This is a genomic window from Streptomyces sp. NPDC018026, assembly GCF_044327745.1.
Lineage (GTDB): Bacteria > Actinomycetota > Actinomycetes > Streptomycetales > Streptomycetaceae > Streptomyces > Streptomyces rubrogriseus.
On the sequence record NZ_JBIRFY010000004.1, the window covers coordinates 332,025 to 352,979 of the forward strand.

A 20,955-nucleotide genomic window follows, 5' to 3' on the forward strand; every position below is an offset into this window, starting at 1 on the left:
CGATGTCCTTTCCCCTGCTGACAGTCACGGCGGCCCTCCCGGCCGTCGGGGCGATCGCCACGGCAGCCGTGCCGGCCGCGAAACGCACCGCGGCCAAGTGGCTGGCGCTGCTGGTCTCGCTGGCCACGCTCGGGCTGGCGATCGCGGTCCTGGTCCGCTTCGACCCCGACGGCGACCGCTACCAGCTCACCGAGTCCCATTCCTGGATCGCGGACTTCGGCGTCCGGTACGAACTGGGCGTGGACGGCATCGCGGTGGCACTGATCGCGCTGACCGCCCTGCTGATCCCGTTCATCATCCTCGCGGGCTGGCACGACGCCGACCCGCTGGAGACCGGCAGCAGCCGGTGGCGGCCGACACAGGGCTTCTTCGCCCTGATCCTGGCCGTCGAGGCGATGGTGATCATCTCTTTCGAGGCCACCGACGTCTTCCTCTTCTACATCTTCTTCGAAGCCATGCTGATCCCGCTGTACTTCCTGATCGGCGGTTTCGGGGACCGGGCGCACGAGCACGGCGAGAAGACGGCGGCGACCCAGCGGTCGTACGCCGCGGTGAAGTTCCTCCTCTACAACCTGGCCGGCGGTCTGATCATGCTGGCCGCGGTGATCGGGCTGTACGTGGTCGCCGGGAACTTCTCGCTCACGGAGATCGCCGAGGCCCGGGCCAACGGCTCGCTGGACATGGCGACCAGCACCGAGCGCTGGCTCTTCCTCGGCTTCTTCTTCGCCTTCGCGGTGAAGGCGCCGCTGTTCCCGCTGCACACCTGGCTGCCCAACGCCATGGGGGAGTCGACCGCGCCGGTCGCCGTGCTCATCACGGCGGTCGTCGACAAGGTCGGCACCTTCGCAATGCTCCGCTACTGCCTCCAGCTCTTCCCGGAGGCCAGCAAGTGGGCGACGCCGGTCATCCTGGTCCTGGCGGTCATCAGCATCATCTACGGCGCGCTGCTCGCGGTCGGCCAGCGCGACATCAAGCGGCTGATCGCCTACGCGTCGATCTCGCACTTCGGCTTCATCATCATGGGCATCTTCGCGATGACCAGCCAGGGCCAGTCCGGCGCCACGCTGTACATGGTCAACCACGGCATCTCGACCGCCGTGCTGATGCTGATCGCCGGATTCCTGATCTCGCGGCGCGGCTCGCGGCTCATCGCCGACTTCGGCGGTGTGCAGAAGGTCGCCCCGATCCTGGCCGGCACCTTCCTGATCGGCGGCCTGGCGACCCTCTCCCTGCCGGGCCTCGCGCCCTTCGTCAGTGAGTTCCTGGTCCTGGTCGGCACGTTCACGCGCTATCCGGTGATCGGCATCATCGCCACCCTCGGCATCGTCCTCGCCGCGCTCTACACCCTCGTCCTCTACCAGCGGACGATGACGGGCCCGGTGAAGGCCGAGGTGAACGGGATGCCCGACCTGCGGGTGCGCGAGCTGGTGGTCGTGGCGCCGCTGGTGGCGCTGCTGATCTTCCTGGGCGTCTTCCCGAAGCCCGTGACGGACATCGTCAACCCGGCGGTGGAACAGACCATGTCCGACGTACACAAGACGGACCCCCAGCCTGAGGTGGAGGCGGCCAAGTGAGCGCATCAGCCGTCCACAGCCTGTGGACAACGGCGGCGACGGCGGCCGATCCGATCGCCAAGATCGACGCGCCGAAGATCGAGTACGGGCAGTTGTCGCCCGTCCTCATCGTCCTCGGCGCGGCGATCATCGGAATCCTGGTCGAGGCCTTCGTGCCGCGCAGGTCCCGCTACTACGCGCAGATGTTCGTGTCCGCCGTCGCCCTGGTCGCGGCGTTCGCGGCGATCGTCGCCCTCGCGGCGGACGGGTACGGCACGACCAAGGCGGGGATCGCGGCGATGGGTGCCGTCGCCGTCGACGGACCGGCCCTGTTCCTGCAGGGCACCATCCTGCTGACCAGCCTGGTCGCCCTGTTCACCTTCGCCGAGCGCCGCCTCGACCCGGAACAGCATGGCAACCGCGTCGACTCCTTCGCCGCGCAGGCGGCCGCCGTGCCCGGCAGCGAGAGCGAGCAGAAGGCGGTCAAGGCCGGCTTCACCACGACGGAGGTCTTCCCGCTCCTCCTCTTCGCCGTCGCCGGCATGCTGGTCTTCCCGGCGGCCAACGACCTGCTGACGCTGTTCGTGGCGCTGGAGGTCTTCTCCCTCCCGCTGTACCTGCTGTGCGCGCTGGCCCGCCGCAAGCGGCTCATGTCGCAGGAGGCGGCGGTCAAGTACTTCCTGCTCGGCGCCTTCGCCTCCGCGTTCACCCTGTTCGGCATCGCGCTGCTCTACGGCTACGCGGGCTCCATGTCGTACGGCACGATCGCCCAGGTCGTCGACGGCACCGTCCAGAACGTCACCCCGGCGCTCGCGGACACCATGGGCAACGACGCGCTGCTGCTCGTCGGCTCCGCGCTGATCGTCATGGGCCTGCTGTTCAAGGTGGGCGCCGTGCCGTTCCACATGTGGACGCCGGACGTGTACCAGGGTGCGCCGACGCCCGTGACCGGCTTCATGGCGGCGGCGACCAAGGTGGCCGCCTTCGGCGCCCTGCTCCGCATCCTCTACGTCGTCCTGCCCGGCCTGCGCTGGGACTGGCGGCCGGTGATGTGGGGCGTGGCGATCGTCACGATGCTGGCCGGGGCGATCGTCGCGATCACACAGACCGACATCAAGCGGCTGCTGGCGTACTCGTCGATCGCGCACGCGGGCTTCATCCTCGCCGGTGTCATCGCGACCACGCCGGAGGGCATCTCGTCCGTCCTCTTCTACCTGGCCGCGTACTCCTTCGTCACGATCGGCGCCTTCGCGGTCGTCACGCTGGTCCGCGACGCGGGCGGCGAGGCGACGCACCTGTCGAAGTGGGCCGGGCTCGGCCGCAGGTCGCCACTGGTGGCGGCGGTCTTCGCGGTGTTTCTGCTGGCCTTCGCCGGTATCCCGCTGACCTCCGGGTTCTCGGGGAAGTTCGCCGTGTTCAAGGCGGCGGCGGAGGGCGGTGCGGCCCCGCTGGTCGTGATCGGCGTGATCTCGTCGGCGATCGCCGCGTTCTTCTACATCCGGGTGATCGTGCTGATGTTCTTCAGCGAGCCGCGTCCGGAGGGCCCGACCGTCGCGGTGCCGTCACCGCTGACGATGACGGCGATCGCCGTGGGCGTGGCCGTCACGGTGGTGCTCGGCGTGGCGCCGCAGTACTTCCTGGACCTGGCGGGTCAGGCGGGGGTGTTCGTGCGCTGACGCCGCGCTCGCGGCTTTGTGGCCACGGCCCGGTACCCCCGCGAGGGTTCCGGGCCGTGGCCGTGCAAGGGCAGTCCTATTTGCCGCGCGGCCGGGCCTTGATGGCGGTCAGGTCCAGCTCCATCGGGAAGGGTGCATCGAGTTTCAGGCGCTCACGGAAGATGCCGATGCTCGTGTAAGCACCAGTCGTCGGCTCCAGCTCGAAGACGTGGACCACGGCGAATCCATTTTCGCTCTCCACCCGCCAGTAGTGGGGAATTTTCGCCCTGGCGTACTTCAATGGCTTGGTCTCGCGGTCTCGGGACACCGAGTCCGGGGAGACCACCTCGACTGCCAGCAGGACCCCATCCGCGGGAAACCGGGTCTGTGCCGACTCGGTCCAGGCATCCGCCCGGAGCACGATGACGTCCGGCTCCGGCCGGTTTTGTGCGTCGATGTCAATCGTGAACTCACGGAAGACCTCGAACTCGCCGGGTGCCAGCGACTGCAGCTGCCACTTGAAGAAGTCGACAGCTCGTTCATGAAAGGCGGTCTGCGGACTCACGAAGACCAGGCTCCCGTCGATCAGCTCCGTGTGCGGAGGCAGGTTCGGAAGCCGGTCCAGGTCGTCCGCGGTCCAGCCGCCCTCCGGCGGGGTCGGCCAGTCGGGCGTGGACGCCTTCGGTGCGACGCTCATCAGTGCTCCCATGGGACGGAGTCTCGCGGGTGCAATCAGACTATCCGCCGGAAACGGGCGGGTCTCCCGCGAACGTGTGAACGATCGTCGTGTCCTTGACGCGGGCGGTGCCGGGCAGCCTGTGGATAACTCCCGGGCTGTCGGCGCGGACCCCTATCGTTGAGGCAGTGGTCGGGGCAGGACGGACCAGACAGGCCGGACGGGCGAGGTAGTACGTACGGGGGACCAGACGATGGGCGGGACGGGCGTGATCGGCGAGATGGCAGAGACGGCGCAGGTGAGGGACGAGGACAGCGAGGCGCTGGCCACCCTGCACCGGGTCTTCGGATACGACGCCTTCCGCGGCGAGCAGGAGGCGGTCGTCGAGCACGTGATCGCCGGCGGCGACGCCGTCGTGCTCATGCCGACCGGCGGCGGAAAGTCGCTGTGCTACCAGATCCCGTCCCTGGTCAGGCCCGGTACGGGCATCGTGGTCTCGCCACTGATCGCGCTGATGCAGGACCAGGTCGACGCGCTGCGGGCGCTCGGCGTGCGGGCCGGGTTCATGAACTCCACGCAGGACTTCGACGAGCGGCGCGTGGTGGAGGCCGAGTTCCTGGCCGGCGAGCTGGACCTGCTGTATCTGGCGCCCGAGCGGCTGCGCCTGGACAGCACCCTCGACCTGCTCTCCCGCGGCAAGATCTCCCTGTTCGCCATCGACGAGGCGCACTGTGTCTCCCAGTGGGGCCACGACTTCCGGCCCGACTACCTCGCCCTGTCGCTGCTGGGCGAGCGCTGGCCGGACGTGCCCCGGCTCGCGCTCACGGCGACGGCCACCGACGCCACCCACCGCGAGATCACCGAGCGGCTGCACATGCCGTCGGCGCGGCACTTCGTGGCCAGCTTCGACCGCCCCAACATCCAGTACCGGGTCGTGCCGAAGTCCGACCCCAAGAAGCAGCTCCTGGGCTTCCTGCGGGAGGAGCACGCCGGCGACGCGGGCATCGTGTACTGCCTCTCGCGCAACTCGGTCGAGAAGACCGCGGAGTTCCTGTCGCGCAACGGCGTCGAGGCGGTGCCGTACCACGCGGGACTGGACGCGGGCACCCGCGCGGCGCACCAGTCGAGGTTCCTGCGCGAGGAGGGCCTGGTGGTGGTGGCCACCATCGCCTTCGGCATGGGCATCGACAAGCCGGACGTGCGCTTCGTCGCCCACCTCGACCTGCCGAAGTCGGTCGAGGGCTACTACCAGGAGACCGGCCGCGCGGGGCGGGACGGCCTGCCCTCCACGGCCTGGATGGCGTACGGCCTCAACGACGTCATACAGCAGCGCAAGCTGATCCAGTCCGGCGAGGGCGACGAGGCGTTCCGCCGCCGGGCCCAGTCCCACCTGGACGCCATGCTCGCCCTGTGCGAGACCGCCCGGTGCCGCCGGGGCCAGCTCCTCGCCTACTTCGGCCAGGACCCGGACGGCTCCGCCTGCGGCAACTGCGACACCTGCGTGACCCCGCCGGAGACCTGGGACGGCACGGTGGCGGCGCAGAAGGTGCTGTCGACGGTGGTGCGGCTGAAGCGCGAGCGGGGGCAGAAGTTCGGCGCCGGGCAGATCATCGACATCCTGCTGGGCAAGCGGACGGCCAAGGTGATCCAGTTCGATCACGACCAGCTCTCCGTGTTCGGCATCGGCGAGGAGCTGACGGAGGGCGAGTGGCGGGGTGTGGCCCGGCAGCTGCTGGCCCAGGGCCTGCTCGCGGTCGAGGGGGAGTACGGCACGCTGGTGCTGACCGACACCAGTGGTGAGGTCCTGCGGCGGGAGCGGGAGGTGCCGCTGCGCAAGGAGCCCAAGAAGCCCGCCGCGGCCAAGTCGGCGGGCGGCGGACGCGGTGAGCGCAAGGCGAAGGCGGCCGCCGCCGAGCTGCCCCAGGAGCTGGTCCCCGCCTTCGAGGCACTGCGCGCCTGGCGTGCGGAGCAGGCCCGCGAGCAGGGCGTCCCGGCGTACGTCATCTTCCACGACGCCACCCTGCGGGAGATCGTCACCGTGTGGCCCGCCTCGGTCGGGCAGCTCGGGGGCATCAGCGGGGTCGGCGAGAAGAAGCTGGCGACGTACGGGGAGGGCGTGGTCGAGGTGCTGGCGGGGCTGGAGGGACCGGGCTCCGCCCCGGCGCCCGCGCCCGCCCCGTCGGACGGACCGGGAACCGGTTCGGGTGCGCAGGCCGCCGGGGACGACTGGCCCGAGCACGAGCCGGAGCCCGAGCCCGACGACTGGATATAGGGACAGGACAGGACCGGGCCGGGCGGGAGGCCGGCCCTGGCGCCCGCCGCGCGTCACAGCGCCCGGGTCGCGTACGCCCTGACGTCGGCGTCCGTGTCGCCGGTGACGGTCGCGAGTGCCGTCCGGGCGTCCTCGGTGGTGGCCGTGTGCCGGGTCAGGGCGAGGACGGCCGCCTTGCGGACGTCGGCGTTCCGGTCGGCGAGGGCCTTGGCGAGGACGGGGACCGCGCGGTCGGAACCGGCCGCGGACAGCGCGGTGGCCGCGCCCGCCCGTACCTGCCAGGCGGGGTCGGACAGCGCGGTGACCGCACGGGCCGCCAGGGGGGCGGGGCAGCCCGTGTCCGCCAGGGCCGCGAGGGCGGCGCCACGGACCAGGGCGTCGGGGTCCTCGGTGAGCCGGTCGAGGGGGCTGCCGGTGCGGGGGGCCGCCCGCAGCGTCCCCAGCGCCTTGGCGACCGCGACCCGCACCTCGCGGGACGGATCGTCGGCGGCCGGGGAGAGCGACTCGGCGGCGTCCAGCGAGACCAGCCCGCGCACCGCTTCGATGCGCACCAGGGCGTCGGGGTCGCGCAGAGCGGCGGCGAACGTGTCGGCGTGGCCCAGCCGCAGGATGCGCAGCAGGTCGAGGGCGGTGGCGCGGACGACGGGGTCGGTGCGGGCCAGGGCCGCGGCGAGGGGCTCGCCCAGGGCGGGTTCGGGCGTCAGCGTCTCGGCCAGTTCACGCAGGGAGGCGGCCGCGGCGGCGCGCACCTCGGCGTCGGGATCGGACAGGGCGGCGGCCAGCGCCGGGCCGGTACCGGCCGGGACGGTCTCGGTGAGCACGGTGACCGCCGTGCGCCGGACGCCCGGTGCGGGGTCGGACAGGTACGGACGGAGGGCGGAGAGGCCGGGCTCGTTCTCGGCCAGGGCGAGCAGTTCCAGCAGCCTGGGGGATCCGGCGGCACCGGGTTCGGCGGCCGTGGTGACCGCGGGGGGCATGGTGGGCGCGGGGGGCGGGGTGGCCGTGGGGCGGGCCCCGGTGGCGAGGGGCGCGGCATCGCGGTCCCCGGCCGTCGCCACCTGCTCCGGGTGCACCTCGCCGAGGTGCCGGGAGGGGCCGCCGACCGGCGTGAACTCGTCGACGGGAACCAGGTAGGGAGCCACGGGACGTGCCGTGAACTCCATGGCACCGGAGGGGGACTTGTGCAGATCGAGGTGGTGGAACCAGGACGCGTCGTCGCGCTCGGGGATGTCGACGCGCTCGTGGTACAGGCCCCAGCGGGATTCCGTGCGGGCAAGGGAGGACCGGGCGGCCATCTCCGCGCAGTCGCGGATGAAGGTGACCTCGGCGCAGCGCATCAGCTCGTGCGGGGTGCGGGCGCCCATCGCCGCGATGTCCGTGCGCATCCGCTCGAAGGACTCCAGGGCGAGCGACAGCCGGGCACCGGACTTCGGCGGCGCCACGTAGTCGTTGACGAAGCGCCGCAGCTTGTACTCGACCTGGGGTTGCGGCGGTCCGTCGGGGTTGCGCAGCGGGCGGTAGACCAGCTCGTGCGCCTCGCGCAGCTGTTCCGGCGGCAGTTCACCCGCGTAGGCCGTGTACTGGGCGGCGTCCGCGCCCGCCAGATCGCCGAAGACGAACGCGCCGATCATGTAGTTGTGCGGCACGCAGGCCAGGTCACCGGCGGCGTAGAGGCGGGGGACGGTGGTGCGCGCGTGGTCGTCGACGCGGACGCCCGAGGCGGAGTGGCCGCCGCACAGCCCGATCTCGGAGATGTGCATCTCGACGTCGTGGGTGCGGTAGTCGTGCCCGCGGCCCGCGTGGAATGTGCCGCGCGTCGGCCGCTCGGTGGAGTGCAGGATGGACTCCAGGGCGGAGACCGACTCCTCGGGGAGGTGGCTGAGCTTCAGGTACACCGGCCCCCGGTCGCTGGCGACCTCCGCGGCGAACTCGGCCATCATCTGGCCCGACCAGTAGTCGGAGTCGACGAAGCGCTCGCCGTGCCGGTTGACCTGGTAGCCGCCGAAGGGGTTGGCGACATAGGCGCACGCCGGGCCGTTGTAGTCCTTGATCAGCGGGTTGATCTGGAAGCACTCGATGCCGGTGAGTTCGGCACCGGCGTGGTAGGCCATGGAGTAGCCGTCACCGGCGTTGGTGGGGTTCTCGTAGGTGCCGTAGAGGTAGCCGGAGGCGGGCAGACCGAGCCGGCCGGCGGCGCCGGTGGCGAGGACCACGGCACCCGCGCGGACGGTCACGAACCGCCCGGTGCGGGTGTTGAAGCCGGCCGCGCCCACCGCCCGTCCCTCCGCCGTCAGGATCCGCACCGGCATCACGCGGTTCTCGATGCGGATGCGCTCGCGCATCTCGCGCCGCCGCAGTTGCCGGTAGAGGACCTTCTTGACGTCCTTGCCCTCGGGCATCGGCAGCACGTAGGAGCCGGACCGGTGCACCTGGCGGACCGCGTAGTCGCCGTGCTCGTCCTTCTCGAACTTCACCCCGTACGACTCCAGCCGCTGGACCATGGCGAAGCCGCGGGTGGCGGTCTGGCGGACGGTGGACTGGTCGACGATGCCGTCGTTGGCGCGGGTGATCTCGGCGACGTAGTCGTCGGGTTCGGCGCGGCCGGGGACGACGGCGTTGTTGACGCCGTCCATGCCCATGGCGAGGGCCCCGGAGTGGCGGACGTGGGCCTTCTCCAGCAGCAGTACGTTCGCGCCGTGCTCGGCGGCGGTCAGCGCGGCCATGGTGCCGGCGGTGCCGCCGCCGACGACGAGGACGTCGCAGGAGAGTTCTTCGGCGTCGGTGAGGGCGGGGATCTCCACCAGGGGGCCTTTCAGGTGCCGAGGGATGTCAGGACGTCGCGCCGCAGCGCCGTGCGGGCCGGGTCGTCGTGCGCGGTGCGGTCCCGGGGGCGGGGCACGTCGCGCACGTCGGTCGGGCGGCCGGTGCCGAGCAGGGCGACACGGTCGCCGAGGTACAGGGCCTCGTCCACGTCGTGGGTGACGAAGACGACGGTGGCTCCGGTGCCGTGCAGCACCTCCACCAGCAGGTCCTGCATGCCGGCGCGGGTCTGGGCGTCGAGGGCGCCGAAGGGCTCGTCCATCAGGACGGCACGGGGGCGTCCGGCCAGCGCGCGGGCCAACTGGGCGCGCTGGCGCTGCCCACCGGAGACGCGATGCGGCAAGTGCCGGGCCTGGGAGGCGAGTCCGACCCGTTCCAGCCAGGCCGCCGCCTGGCCCCGGCGTTCGGTGCGGGGCAGGCCCTGGACGGCGAGCGGGAGTTCGACGTTGGCGCGCAGGGTGCGCCAGGGCAGGAGGGCGTCCTCCTGGAAGACCAGTGCGCGGTCCGCACCCGGGCCGTCGATCGGGCGCCCGTCCTGTTCCGCCGTGCCGGCCAGCGGCGGCAGCAGGCCGGCCAGCGTGCGCAGCAGCGTCGACTTGCCGCAGCCCGAGGGCCCGACCACGGTGAGGATCTCGCCGGGGGAGACGTCGACGTCCACACCGCTCACCGCGACGGCGTCCGGGCGGCCGAGGGTGGCTCCGCGCAGCGTGAGCCGGGTGCCGCGGGGAGACACCCCGGTTTCGCTCGCGGCCGCGGTTGCAGTCTCGGCCGCAGTAGCGGTCTCGGTCGAGGTCTCAGTCTCGGACGAGGTGCTCATCGCGTGCCTCCTCGGGACGGGCGCGGGTGTGCTTGCGTACGGCGGAGGGGGCGGCGGGCGGTTGCGCCGCCCCGGACCGCGCGGTCTTCGGGCGGGCGGCGGGACCCTGTGCCGTGCGTGGCAGCCAGTGGGTCAGGCGGCGGCCCAGCAGTTCCACGGCCGTGGACGTCAGCCAGCCGAGTACGCCGATGGTGACCATGCCGACGAAGACGCCCGGGTAATCGACGACCGTGTAGTCCTGCCAGGTGCGGTACCCCACGCCGTACTGACCGGAGATCATCTCGGCGGAGATCACACAGATCCACGAGACGCCGATGCCGACCGACAGGCCGCCGAAGACACCGGGCAGGGCGCCCGGCAGGACCACCGAGCCGAGGACCCGCCACCGGCCGCCGCCCATGGTGCGGACCGCTTCCTCCCACACGGGCGTCAGCGCGCGTACCGCGTGCCGGGTGGAGACCAGCACGGGGAAGAAGGCGGCGGTGCAGGTGATGAAGACGATGCCCTGCTCGTTGGAGGGGAACAGGAGGATCGCCACCGGGACGAGGGCGATGGCGGGTATGGGCCGGATCACCTCCAGGACCGGGCCGAGCAGGTCCTCGGCCAGCCGCGAGCGGGCCACGAGCACACCGGTGGCCACGCCCAGGACGGCGGCGAGCAGGAAGCCGGTGAGGATGCGGGTCAGGCTGTCGGTGAGGTCCGTCCAGTAGTCGGGCCCCGCCAGCCGGTCGGCGAAGGTGCGGGCCACGTCGGTGACGGTCGGGAACTGCGAGAAGCGCAGCCACAGGTCGATGTCCTGGCTGGTCAGCAGCTGCCACAGGCCCAGGGCCAGCGCGAGCGAGGCGATCCGCAGTGCGTATCGGACGGAGCGGTTCACGATGCCCGCTCCAGTGCCTCGGCGTACGGCACGACGCGCGCCCCGCCGTGCCCTGCGACATACGCCTGTGCGGTCTCCGGTGTGACGAAGGGCAGCAGGTCGCCGCCGTCGGCCACCCACACCGCCCGGTCGGCGAACCAGAGGGTGCCGGTGGTGGTGTCGGGGACGTACGCGGCGCGGACCTCCTCGCGATGTCCGGCCACGTGCCGCAGCAGCGCCGTGGGGGAGGAGAAGGCCAGGGTCTTCCGCGCACCCTTGGGCCAGACCTCGCCGGCCGGTTCCGGGGGTGCGGAGGCGAGACGCTCGGCGTACCCGGCCGGGCCGAGCGCCTTCTTCACGTACTGGTCGTCGACGAAGGCGTCCACGTCCACGTCGCCGGTGAGCTTCGCGTCCTTGAGGATCGAGACGTCCTTCTTGAGGGCCGCGACGAGCTGCGGCTTGATCGCCGGGTCGAAGGTGGCGATGCCCTGGGCGCCGTTGTAGAGGTAGACGGTCTCCGCGGGCAGACCGGTGGCCTTCGCGACCTTCTCGGCGGCGGCCACGGGGTGTGCGTCCAGGTAGTCCGTCGCCTGGGTCTGAGCCTTCAAGAAGGCCTCCAGCACGGCGGGACGCTGCTTCGCGAAGTCCTCGGCGGCGGTGACGCCGTGGAACGTGGGCAGGTTCAGCCGCGCTCCGTCGTACAGCGCCTTCGCCTTGCCCTGGTGGGCGAGCAGGCCGGGCCAGGCGACGAACTGCGACAGGGCGTCCGCGCTCCCCGAGTCCAGGGCCGAAGCGCCCACCGCGGGCTGCTGGTTGAGCTTCTCGATGTCCTCGGCGGGGTCGAGACCGGCGCGTTGCAGGGCGCGTACGAGGGTGCCGTCGGCCGCCGAGCCGACGCTCGTGGAGACCTTCTTGCCCTTGAGGTCCTTCAGGGAGGCGAGGGAGGAACCGGGTGCGACGACGATGGTGTTGAGGCCGCCGCGGAGGTTGTAGCCGGTGACCGAGACCAGGCGGGTGGGCTTGCCGAGCTGCTTGCCGCGGGCCGCGTTGATGAGCAGGGGGAAGTCGCCCATCGAGCCGATGTCGATCTTCCCGGCGGTCATCTGGGCGGTGATGGGCGCACCGGTCGCGTAGTCCTGCCAGTCGACCTTGTAGGTGATGCCGTCGCCGAGGGAGTTGAGCTGCTTCTCGAAGTAGCCGAGGGAGCGCAGCAGGGTGCCGGCGGTGACCGTGTTGATCGTCCTCGACTGGTAGCCGACGGTCACGGTGACCGTGGCGCCGTCCCCGTCGGCGGAGGCGTCGCCGCCGCAGGCGGTGACGGAGAGGAGCAGGGCCACGGAAGCAGCGGTGGCGGGAAGGGCGGGCAGGGGGAGCGTGGTGCGTTTCGGTTTCATGGGGAGTCGGCCTCTCACCGGAGCAGGTAGGGCATGTTGACCGTGACCGCCCCGGTGGGGCAGCGGGCGGCGCACGGGCCGCAGTACCAGCACTCGTCGACGTGCATGTACGCCTTGCCGTTGCGCTCGTCGATGGCGAGGGAGTCCAGCGGGCACATGTCCACGCAGAGCGTGCAGCCTTCGATGCACTTCGACTCGTCGATGGTCACGGGCACGTCGGCCCGCTGGGGCGCCAAAGGCATGGCTGTCTCCAGGGAGGGTGCGCGAAAGGGGGTGAGGGGGATTACAGGGAACGGTGCAGCAGGCCGCTCATCGCGATGCGGTCACCGCGGAAGCGGACGAACTCCAGGTCGACGGGGCGGCCGTCGGCGAGATGGGTGAGCCGTTCCAGCATGAGGACGGCCGTGCCGCGCGGGGCCTCCAGCACGGCGGCGGAGTGCGCGTCGGCGGTGACGGCCTCCAGGGTGATCTCGGCGTGGCCGAGGGGCCGGCCGGTGACGGATTCCAGGAGCCGGAAGACGTCGGTGTTCTCCAGGTCGGCGCCGAGCAGGGCGGTGCCGATGTCGAGGGGGAGGTAGGTGAGGTCAAGGGAGAGGGGGACGCCGTTCAGGCGGCGCAGGCGCTCGATGTAGAGGACGTCGGCGCCGGGTGGGACGCGGAGGCGTTCGGCGACCGGGGCGGGGGCCGGGACGGGGACCGTGGTGCGGACCTCGTTGGTGACGCGGCCGTGTTCGTGCAGGGTCTCGGCGAGGCCCATCAGACGGTCCAGCCCGTGGGCGTACTTGCGGGCCACGACCACCGTGCCGATGCCGGGCTGCCGGACCACCAGGCCTTCGGCACGCAGTAGGTCGAGCGCCTGGCGGACGGTGTTGCGGGTGGTGTCGTAGTCGGCGGCGAGGGTGTCCTCGTGGGGGAGGGTGCCGTCGGGGAAGGCGTCGTCGAGGAGCTGGCGGCGGAGCAGGTCGGCGAGTTGACGGGCCCGGTCGGCGCGCAGCCGGCGCCGCGTGCGGTGGGCGGCGACGGTGGTCGCGCCCTGGCCGGCGTGGTCTCGGATGCGGTCGGTGGGCGGCATGGCTGGAACCATACCTATCCGGTCGGATTAGTGGTGTTGCTGGAATGTTGCGCCACTCGGGGCCCCGTCGATGGCCGGGGTGAGCTGGGGTTTTCGTTGGAGGTGGGGCAGTTCTGCCACCGGGGTGTGCCGGATCGCGCGGGGTCGGCGTGGCCGTGGTGGTGGGGGCGGGGTGGGAGGTTGGGGCGGCTAGGCCAGGGCTGTCAGGCCAGGGGCGAAGGTGATGAGGAGGGGGATGAGCGGGACCAGGGCAGCCGTTGCCGTGGTCAGGGCCCGGTGGCGGCGGGGCAGGCGGGGGCGGGGTTCCAGGAGGCGGTCGACGCGTTCGCCGAGGAGGCGGTGGCTGGAGGCGCAGGAGAGGACGCCGCGGTGCTGGTTCAACTCGATCAGGGCCAGCGCGGTGGTCAGGTGGCCGCAGCGGCGGGAGGCGGTGTCGTCGGCCGAGAGCTCGACCAGCCGGTGGGTCTGGTCGCAGAAGTGGGCGAAGAGCGGCACGCTCGGGAAACCGGTGGCCAGGGCGGTCGACAGGTGCAGCAGCCAGTCGTGGCGGGCCCGGGCGTGGCCGCGCTCGTGGGTGAGGACGGCGTCCAGCTGATGGTCGGTGAGGCGGTGCAGGGCACCGGTGGTGACGATCAGCTGGGGCGGGCTGCCGGGCATCCACCAGGCGTCCGGGTACTCGTCCTCCAGGACCAGCAGCGGACCACGGGCGGCCGGGAGTCCGGCGGGCAGGTCGGGGGCGCGCTCGCGCAGGTGGGCGCGGGACCGGGCGCGCCGACGGCGGGCCTCGACCAGCTCGCGGGCCAGCATCGCGGTCGTCCAGGCGGCCCCGGCCGCCAGCAGCAGGGTGAGGGCGGCCGCCCAGACCGGGCCGGCCGAGAGGTTGTACGCGGCGGTCACCGCGGGCGGCGCCGGTGCGAAGAGCTGGGCGCGGACGGTCCCGAAGACGGCGGTGGCGCCGAGGGCGAGTGCCGTCAGGCAGCACAGCAGCACCGTCGCGACCAGGCACTGCCACACCCACAGCCCGACCACGGGATCCCGCTCCGGCCACGCGGAACGGGTCAGCGCGCGGGGCACCGGCACCGCGGCGGTCACGGCGACGACGAACAGCAGGAGCAGGCAGACGGTCATGCCACTGGCTCCGGATCCTGGTCGAAGGATGGGCGGCTCTGGCTGTACAGGGGTGGTGCTGCGCCGGGCCGTGCGCGCACACCGCCCGACGCCAGTATGACGGGGCCGGGCGGTGTGAGTCAGGTGTCGGCGGACACCGATTCCGGAACCTGGGCGTACGGTCCTTGGGCGCAGGAGCTTTGGGCACAGGGTCCTTGGGCGTACCGGCCCCGCATTCCGTCGGCCACCACGTCGGCCACCACGTCGGCCACCACGTCGGCCACGGCGTCGGGCGCAGCGTCGCGCGTACCGTCAGGCGCCCTGCCCGCCCCCCTGCCCGCCCCCCTGCCCGCCGCCCTGCCCGCCGCCCTGCCCGGCCCCCCGGCCGACCACTCGCCCGGTCACCTCTCCCAGCCCCACCCGGACACCGTCCGGTCCAGGGGCCCAGGCCGACAGGGTCACCACGTCGCCGTCCTCCAGGAACGTCCGCTTGCCGTCGGGGAGTTCCAGCGGCTCGCGGCCGTTCCAGGTCAGTTCGAGCAGCGACCCGCGCTCCCGCTCGGTGGGCCCGCTCACCGTGCCCGAGCCGTAGAGGTCGCCGGTGCGCAGCGAGGCTCCGTTGACCGTCATGTGGGCCAACTGCTGGGCGGCCGTCCAGTACATGGTGGAGAACGGCGGCTCGGAGACGACGTGGCCGTTGACGGCGACGGAGATCCGCAGGTCGTAGCCGCCGGGGTCGTCCTGGCCGGTGTCCGTGTCGTCCAGGTAGGGCAGCAGCTCGTGCGTGCGCTCGGGCGGCGCCACCCGGGCCTCCTCCAGCGCGTCCAGCGGAGTGATCCACGCCGCCACCGAGGTGGTGAAGGACTTGCCGAGGAACGGACCGAGGGGGACGTACTCCCAGGCCTGGACGTCCCGCGCGGACCAGTCGTTGAGCAGGCAGAGCCCGAAGACGTGCTCGCGGAAGTCGCCGAGCGCGACCGGACTGCCCAGTTCGGACGGCACGCCCACCACGAAGCCGACCTCCGCCTCGATGTCGAGCCGGACGGACGGGCCGAAGACGGGTGCGGCGTCGGCCGGGGCCTTGCGCTGCCCCGACGGGCGCACGACGTCCGTGCCCGAGACGACGACCGTGCCGGAGCGGCCGTGGTAGCCGATCGGGAGGTGCTTCCAGTTCGGGGTGAGGGAGTCGGCGGCCTCGGGGCGGAAGATCTGGCCGACGTTGCGGGCGTGGTTCTCGGAGGCGTAGAAGTCGACGTAGTCGGCGACCTCGAAGGGCAGGTGCAGGGTCACCGACGACAGCGGGTGGAAGAAGGGCTCCAGGGCCTCGCGGTGGGAGGGGACGGTCACCCAAGCCGTCAGCGCGCGCCGCACGTCCGACCACGTCGTGCGCCCGGCCGCCAGCAGCGGGTTGAGGGTGGGCTGCGCGAGGAGGGCCGCGTACGGCGAGCCGAGCGCGTGGGCCGCCGCCCCCGCGTCGAGGACGTGGTCGCCCAGCCGGACACCCACCGTCCGGTCCGCCCGGTCGGCCGAGCCGGGGATCGAGAACACGCCGTACGGAAGGTTGTGCGGGCCGAAGGGGTCGCCCTCGGGGACATCGAAGGGGGGCATCGGGTGCTGCCTCGCTTTCGTGCTCGCCATGTGCGCCGTGCGCGCCGTGTGTGCCGTTGTGTCACGTGATCGGGGTGCGTCACGTGACACACGCGGTCGGCCACACGTTACGGGTGACGTGCCGCTCTTGGGCAGTACCGCCGAAGGCGGCGGCGCCCGGTCCGGGTTCGGAGACGGAAGACGCCGCCGGGAGCGCCCGGAGGGCAGGTGGTGTGCCCTGCCGCTGCCAACCCGGTGCACAGGCCTTGAATCGGCTTTAGCCGATGATGTGTCAGGTTTCGGACATCATCGGACATCATCGGGCGTCGTCTTGCAACGCCGTGCGGGTTCGAGCGCACTCGCTACGCCCTCGTTCGGAAGCGGTCACGGGTGAGTCGGACGGGTGCGGTGTCCGTATTCTCTGATCATGGACCGCACCGCGTATTCACTCGTCGCCACCGACCTGGACGGCACGCTGCTCCGAGGCGACGACACCGTCTCCGACCGGTCGCTGGCCGCGCTGGCGCGGGTCGCCGGGGCCGGTGCGCGGCACCTGGTGGTGACGGGGCGGCCGGCACCCCGGGTGCGCTCCCTGCTCGACCGGCTCGGCTGCACGGGGCTCGCGGTGTGCGGACAGGGCGCGCAGGTGTACGACGCCGGCGCGCACCGGATGCTGTGGTCGGTCACCCTGGACCGGGAGCTGGCCGAGACCGCGCTCGGCAAGATCGAGGCCGAGGTGGGCCAGGTGCACGCGGCCGTGGACCAGGACGGCGTCGACGGGCTGACGCTCATCGAGCCGGGCTACCTGATGCCCCACCCGACGCTGCCCGCGGTGCGTGTCGAGCGGCGTGCCCAGCTGTGGTCCACGCCGATCAGCAAGGTGCTGCTGCGCCACCCCGACCTGACCGACGACGAACTGGCGGCGACGGCTCGCGCGGTGGTCGGCTCCCTCGCGACGGTCACCATGTCGGGGCCCGGCACGGTGGAGCTCCAGCCCTGCGGCATCACCAAGGCCACCGGTCTGGCGCTGGCCGCCGAGCACCTGGGTCTGGAGCGGCGGCGGACGATCGCCTTCGGGGACATGCCCAACGACATCCCGATGTTCCAGTGGGCGGCCCACGGTGTCGCCATGGCCGGCGCCCACCCCGAACTCAAGGCGGTGGCCGACGAGGTCACCACGACGAACGAGGACGACGGCGTGGCCGTCGTCCTCGAGCGGATCTTCGGTACCTCTTAGGCGAGGTTCAGGCGGTGTACGGCTCAGTAGGCGCTGAAGACGTTGTCCATCGAGCCGTAGCGGTCGGCCGCGTAGTTGCAGGCGGCGGTGATGTTGGCGACCGGGTCGTACGGGTCCCAGGAGGTGCCCTCGACGTGGTAAGCCTGGAAGGTCGGGTCGATCACCTGGAGCAGACCCTTGGACGGGGTGCCGTTGATGGCGTTGATGTCCCAGTTGTTGATGGCGAGCGGGTTGCCGGAGGACTCACGCATGATGTTGCGGTGAATGCCCTCGTAGGTCCCGGGGATGCCGTGCTGGGCCATGATGTCGAGCGACTCGCGGATCCAGCCGTCGAGGTTGTCCGGGTAGGCCGTGGCCGCCGTGGTGGCGGTCGTGGCGGCGGCCGGGGTGGCCGCGGAAGCGGTGGTGGCGCCGATGAGCGGCAGCGCGAGCACCGCGGCACCGGTGCCGGCCACGGCGAGCTTGCGGGCGAGGCGGCTGGTGCGGGCGGGTCGGTTCTGACCGTTGGCAGACATGCGGTGTCCCTCTCCTTACGCCTACGAGGTGAGCTGTCGGGTTCGGGCGGGGAGGTGCCCGGCCGTGCCCTGACGGGTACGGCTTCACCCCGAGCCGCTCCGGTGGTGACCGGTGCGGCGACTTACCTGGGTCCCCCGCTCCTGCCGGCGAGTTTGTTGGGTGGATGACTGTGCGACGGGCGGTGGCAGGATTCGGCGTCCACCCGACAGGCCGGGAACGTATGCGAGAGCACATGTCCGGAACAAGTGCAGGAATCACCCAACATGCCTGTTGACCTTGGTCTGAGGCGTTTGAGGCTCTTGATCCTTTGCTGCTGCCAATCCCCAACTGGCTTGCGGGGCAAAGGGAGGGCACAGGTTCCGCCGGGGTTGCCTGTGGGTTGCGCGGAGTGAGCCAACTCACTGACTTCAACAAGCACGGCAAATGGGGCATTAACCCCAACTGGGAGCCAACCGGCCGCGGGTGGGGACGGCTTCGGGTGTCGAGCGGGAGGACGCGGGCAGCGGGGGAGGGGTGGGCGTGTCGATCGGGTGACGTTCTCGAAGTGCGGGCCGTTGGGAGGAGTGATGGGATCTTCGGTGGCTGCTCCGGCCCGTTCGCCCTCCGGCTCCGGCTCGTCCCCTCTGGCGATATCAATCAAAATCTGCTCATATCACCTGATCAAAAACATACCGTTCATGATCCGATACCGACCAGCCTGTAACGGTGGGCGCTAGCGGTGATCGAAACGTGACCGGATACGCTGACTTGAGTGGTGGCAGCGACCTATCGACAAACCAGGTAATCGCCAGTAGACACCAGCAGACAGGAGACCCCTCGTGACCGTCGTCGGGCCGTTCGGGCTGAGCGTGCGGGACCAGGCTCTGGAAGCCGATGTCCAGGCCGGATTGGTTGCTGTCGAGGAAGGGTTGCTTGAGGCAACCAAAAGCGAGGTGCCGTTCATCACGGAGGCCGCCCAGCACCTGGTGCGGGCCGGCGGGAAACGGTTCCGGCCGCTGCTGGTGATGCTCTCGGCCCAGTTCGGAGACCCCTACGCCCCCGGGATCGTGCCCTCGGCCGTGGTCGTGGAGCTGACCCACCTCGCCACGCTCTACCACGACGACGTGATGGACGAGGCCGCCGTGCGGCGCGGGGTGCCCAGTGCGAACACCCGCTGGGACAACTCGGTCGCGGTCCTCACCGGTGACTTCCTGTTCGCCCGCGCCTCCCAGATCCTCGCCGACCTCGGCCCCGAGGCGGTCCGGGTCCAGGCCCTCGCCTTCGAACGGCTGGTCACCGGTCAGATCCTGGAGACGGCCGGCCCGCAGGACGGCCGCGACCCGGTCGACCACTACCTGGACGTGCTGGGCGGCAAGACGGGCTCCCTGGTGGCGGTCTCGTGCCGGTTCGGCGCGATGATGTCCGGCGCCGACGAGACGGTGGTGGACGTCCTCACCCAGTACGGCGAGCGGCTCGGCGTCGCCTTCCAGCTCGCGGACGACGTCCTGGACATCGCCTCCGACTCCGACGAGTCCGGCAAGACGCCCGGCACGGACCTGCGCGAGGGCATCCCCACCCTGCCCGTACTGCGGCTGCGCGAGCGGGCGGCCCGGCTGGGTCTCGCCGAGGACATCGCGCTGTGCGAGCTGCTCGACTCCGACCTGAGCGACGACGCGCGGCACGCCGAGGCGCTGCGCCTGCTGCGCGCCCACCCCGCGCTGGAGCAGGCCCGCCGGGACACCGTCCGGTACGCGGAGGAGGCCCGGGCGGCGCTGGCCCCGCTGCGGGAGTGCGACGCGAAGGCCGCGCTGGTGGAGCTGTGCGACGCCGTGGTCCACCGGGCCGGCTGACCGCCGCCGGACCGCCGCCCGCGGTCCGTCGCCGCCTCGTGGTCCCCGCCGGCCCCTACGGGGCGGGGGAGCCGGTACCCCTGAGTGTCATCCCGCAGGAGTAGGCGGAGTTGAGCCCGCGGTCTGACGCCTGTGCGCCGGGGATTTGGTCAGATGGACACCACGGAAAAACACCAATCCTCACCGATTCGGGTGAGAATGGCGGCTCACGGGTGAACGAGTGCGAGGTCGTGAGACAGCCGCCGCCGACGACGGAGGTAGGGCACACATGGCACCGATCGATTCCGACGACAACACGACCGCCGGGGAGGGCGAGGAGCTGCGGGCCGGACGGCGCAAGGCCGCGCGGTACGTCGTCCCGGTCGCGGTGATGGGAGTGGCGGCCGCGACGATCGGGCTCGTCCCCGCGCTCGCCGACTCCGGCGACCCCGACCTGCCGAAGGTCACGGCGGAGCAGCTCATCGAGAAGATCGCCAAGTCGGACGTCCAGCAGCTGTCCGGCACGGTGCGCATCAACACCGACCTGGGTCTGCCGGACCTCGGCGGGCTGGAGAGCGGCCTGATGTCCGGAATGTCCGGAGGTCCGGGTTCCGGCGGGGACGACGAGGGCTCCGCCGCCGACCCCTCGGCCAAGCTCACCGAGCTGGTGTCCGGCAGCCACACGCTGCGCGTCGCGGCCGACGGCCCGGACCGGCAGAAGCTGTCCCTGCTGGAGAACGCCGCCGAGTACAGCCTGATCCACAACGGCAAGGACGTCTGGGGCTACGACAGCCGGTCCAACGAGGTCTACCACTCCACCGCCGCCGACCGCGCCGAGCGGCCGGAGAAGGGCGTGCCGGGCAAGGACGTGCCGGCCACCCCGAAGGACTTCGCCGACCAGGCGCTCAAGGCGGTGGACGACACCACGTCCGTGACCGTCGGCGGCACCGCGCAGGTGGCCGGCCGGGACGCCTACCGCCTGGTCGTCGAGCCCAAGCAGGACGGCTCGACGGTCGGTGCGATCACCGTGGCCGTGGACGCCGAGACCGGGACACCGCTGAAGTTCACCCTGACCCCGGCGAGCGGCGGCGCCGCCGTCGTGGACGTGGGCTTCACCAAGGTCAGCTTCGCCAAGCCGGACGCGTCGACGTTCGACTTCACGCCGCCCGAGGGGGCCAAGGTCACCGAGGCCGACGAGGCCGGCGAGCGGGCCAAGGCCCCGGAGCACGGGCGCGGGACCGAGGGCGACCTCGCCAAGGGGATGGACGGCCTCAAGGTCATCGGCGAGGGCTGGAACTCGATCGCCACCTTCGACACCGGCGCCCAGGGCGGTCTGCCCACGGGCTCCCCGGGCAGTGACCTCGCCGGCCTCGGCGGCTTCCTGGGCTCCTTCGGCGACCAGGTCAAGGGCGACTTCGGCTCGGGCACGGTCTTCAAGACCCGTCTGGTCAACGCCCTGATCACGGACGACGGCAAGGTCTACGCCGGTGCGGTCACCAAGGACGCGCTGGTGAAGGCGGCCGACGCCGCGAAGTAGGACCCGCGCGGCATCACCACCCGTACGGCGAAGAGGACGAGAAGAGGG

At 71.7% G+C, this 20,955-nt stretch carries 16 protein-coding genes and 1 riboswitch; of the genes, 6 read left to right on the top strand and 10 right to left on the bottom strand.

Annotation, left to right across the window (positions count from 1 at the left end; genetic code table 11):
• Positions 1-2 precede the first annotated feature (2 nt).
• Positions 3-1,574: an NADH-quinone oxidoreductase subunit M gene (locus ACH4D3_RS15570; RefSeq protein ID WP_398321980.1), complete on the top strand. Its 1,572-nt coding sequence runs from the start codon at positions 3-5 to the stop codon at positions 1,572-1,574.
• Complete coding sequence (gene nuoN, locus ACH4D3_RS15575) at positions 1,571-3,229, top strand: NADH-quinone oxidoreductase subunit NuoN (protein WP_398321983.1); 1,659 nt, start codon at positions 1,571-1,573, stop codon at positions 3,227-3,229. Before ACH4D3_RS15570 ends, nuoN begins: the two co-directional genes overlap by 4 nt.
• Positions 3,230-3,305: 76 nt before the next feature.
• On the opposite strand, the gene ACH4D3_RS15580 is transcribed toward nuoN, so the two are convergent.
• Positions 3,306-3,905 carry a Uma2 family endonuclease gene (locus ACH4D3_RS15580; RefSeq protein WP_398322743.1) on the bottom strand — a complete coding sequence of 200 codons (600 nt, stop codon included), beginning with the start codon at positions 3,903-3,905 and terminating at the stop codon, positions 3,306-3,308.
• A gap of 232 nt (positions 3,906-4,137) precedes the next feature.
• On the opposite strand from ACH4D3_RS15580, the gene recQ reads away from it, so the two are divergent.
• The gene (gene recQ, locus ACH4D3_RS15585) at positions 4,138-6,156 is read left to right on the top strand and encodes a DNA helicase RecQ (RefSeq protein WP_398321985.1); all 2,019 of its coding nucleotides are present in this window, start codon (positions 4,138-4,140) and stop codon (positions 6,154-6,156) included.
• 53 nt (positions 6,157-6,209) lie between these two features.
• Here the strand turns inward: recQ and ACH4D3_RS15590 are convergent, their stop codons facing one another.
• The 8 genes from ACH4D3_RS15590 to fahA form a co-directional block, all read right to left on the bottom strand.
• Complete coding sequence (locus tag ACH4D3_RS15590; protein WP_398321988.1) at positions 6,210-8,957, bottom strand: fumarate reductase/succinate dehydrogenase flavoprotein subunit; 2,748 nt, start codon at positions 8,955-8,957, stop codon at positions 6,210-6,212.
• 11 nt (positions 8,958-8,968) lie between these two features.
• Positions 8,969-9,793 (bottom strand): ABC transporter ATP-binding protein, encoded by an 825-nt coding sequence (locus ACH4D3_RS15595; protein ID WP_398321991.1) that lies wholly within the window; start codon positions 9,791-9,793, stop codon positions 8,969-8,971.
• Positions 9,771-10,670, bottom strand: coding sequence for an ABC transporter permease (locus ACH4D3_RS15600; RefSeq protein ID WP_398321994.1), 900 nt, complete (start codon positions 10,668-10,670; stop codon positions 9,771-9,773). Before ACH4D3_RS15600 ends, ACH4D3_RS15595 begins: the two co-directional genes overlap by 23 nt.
• A complete protein-coding gene (locus ACH4D3_RS15605) occupies positions 10,667-12,043 on the bottom strand; it encodes an ABC transporter substrate-binding protein (protein ID WP_398321997.1) in 1,377 nt (458 codons plus the stop codon). Before ACH4D3_RS15605 ends, ACH4D3_RS15600 begins: the two co-directional genes overlap by 4 nt.
• Before the next feature lie 14 nt (positions 12,044-12,057).
• Positions 12,058-12,285, bottom strand: coding sequence for a ferredoxin family protein (locus ACH4D3_RS15610; RefSeq protein WP_030145386.1), 228 nt, complete (start codon positions 12,283-12,285; stop codon positions 12,058-12,060).
• 41 nt (positions 12,286-12,326) lie between these two features.
• The gene (locus ACH4D3_RS15615) at positions 12,327-13,115 is read right to left on the bottom strand and encodes a GntR family transcriptional regulator (protein WP_398322000.1); all 789 of its coding nucleotides are present in this window, start codon (positions 13,113-13,115) and stop codon (positions 12,327-12,329) included.
• Positions 13,116-13,304: 189 nt separating this feature from the next.
• Entirely contained in the window at positions 13,305-14,243 is a 939-nt protein-coding gene (locus tag ACH4D3_RS15620; RefSeq protein WP_109035760.1) for a M56 family metallopeptidase, read from the bottom strand.
• Between the two features lie 291 nt (positions 14,244-14,534).
• Positions 14,535-15,830, bottom strand: a complete 1,296-nt coding sequence (gene fahA, locus ACH4D3_RS15625; protein ID WP_398322003.1) for a fumarylacetoacetase — start codon at positions 15,828-15,830, stop codon at positions 14,535-14,537.
• Positions 15,831-16,236: 406 nt separating this feature from the next.
• On the opposite strand from fahA, the gene ACH4D3_RS15630 reads away from it, so the two are divergent.
• Entirely contained in the window at positions 16,237-17,046 is an 810-nt protein-coding gene (locus tag ACH4D3_RS15630; RefSeq protein ID WP_398322006.1) for an HAD family hydrolase, read from the top strand.
• A gap of 23 nt (positions 17,047-17,069) precedes the next feature.
• Here the strand turns inward: ACH4D3_RS15630 and ACH4D3_RS15635 are convergent, their stop codons facing one another.
• Complete coding sequence (locus ACH4D3_RS15635; RefSeq protein WP_398322009.1) at positions 17,070-17,561, bottom strand: transglycosylase SLT domain-containing protein; 492 nt, start codon at positions 17,559-17,561, stop codon at positions 17,070-17,072.
• Between the two features lie 4 nt (positions 17,562-17,565).
• A riboswitch (cyclic di-AMP (ydaO/yuaA leader) is annotated at positions 17,566-17,769 on the bottom strand.
• Positions 17,770-18,380: 611 nt separating this feature from the next.
• On the opposite strand from ACH4D3_RS15635, the gene ACH4D3_RS15640 reads away from it, so the two are divergent.
• Positions 18,381-19,391, top strand: a complete 1,011-nt coding sequence (locus tag ACH4D3_RS15640) for a polyprenyl synthetase family protein (protein WP_361010018.1) — start codon at positions 18,381-18,383, stop codon at positions 19,389-19,391.
• A 268-nt stretch (positions 19,392-19,659) separates the two neighbouring features.
• Positions 19,660-20,907 (top strand): outer membrane lipoprotein carrier protein LolA, encoded by a 1,248-nt coding sequence (locus ACH4D3_RS15645; RefSeq protein WP_398322013.1) that lies wholly within the window; start codon positions 19,660-19,662, stop codon positions 20,905-20,907.
• Positions 20,908-20,955: the final 48 nt, after the last annotated feature.

Coding starts and splice junctions, on each gene's coding strand:
- ACH4D3_RS15570 (WP_398321980.1), top strand. CDS start 3: ATGTCCTTTCCCCTGCTGACAGTCACGGCGGCCCTCCCGGCCGTCGGG.
- ACH4D3_RS15580 (WP_398322743.1), bottom strand. CDS start 3,905: ATGAGCGTCGCACCGAAGGCGTCCACGCCCGACTGGCCGACCCCGCCG.
- recQ (WP_398321985.1), top strand. CDS start 4,138: ATGGGCGGGACGGGCGTGATCGGCGAGATGGCAGAGACGGCGCAGGTG.
- ACH4D3_RS15595 (WP_398321991.1), bottom strand. CDS start 9,793: ATGAGCACCTCGTCCGAGACTGAGACCTCGACCGAGACCGCTACTGCG.
- ACH4D3_RS15605 (WP_398321997.1), bottom strand. CDS start 12,043: ATGAAACCGAAACGCACCACGCTCCCCCTGCCCGCCCTTCCCGCCACC.
- ACH4D3_RS15610 (WP_030145386.1), bottom strand. CDS start 12,285: ATGCCTTTGGCGCCCCAGCGGGCCGACGTGCCCGTGACCATCGACGAG.
- ACH4D3_RS15615 (WP_398322000.1), bottom strand. CDS start 13,115: ATGCCGCCCACCGACCGCATCCGAGACCACGCCGGCCAGGGCGCGACC.
- ACH4D3_RS15620 (WP_109035760.1), bottom strand. CDS start 14,243: ATGACCGTCTGCCTGCTCCTGCTGTTCGTCGTCGCCGTGACCGCCGCG.
- fahA (WP_398322003.1), bottom strand. CDS start 15,830: ATGCCCCCCTTCGATGTCCCCGAGGGCGACCCCTTCGGCCCGCACAAC.
- ACH4D3_RS15630 (WP_398322006.1), top strand. CDS start 16,237: ATGGACCGCACCGCGTATTCACTCGTCGCCACCGACCTGGACGGCACG.
- ACH4D3_RS15635 (WP_398322009.1), bottom strand. CDS start 17,561: ATGTCTGCCAACGGTCAGAACCGACCCGCCCGCACCAGCCGCCTCGCC.
- ACH4D3_RS15645 (WP_398322013.1), top strand. CDS start 19,660: ATGGCACCGATCGATTCCGACGACAACACGACCGCCGGGGAGGGCGAG.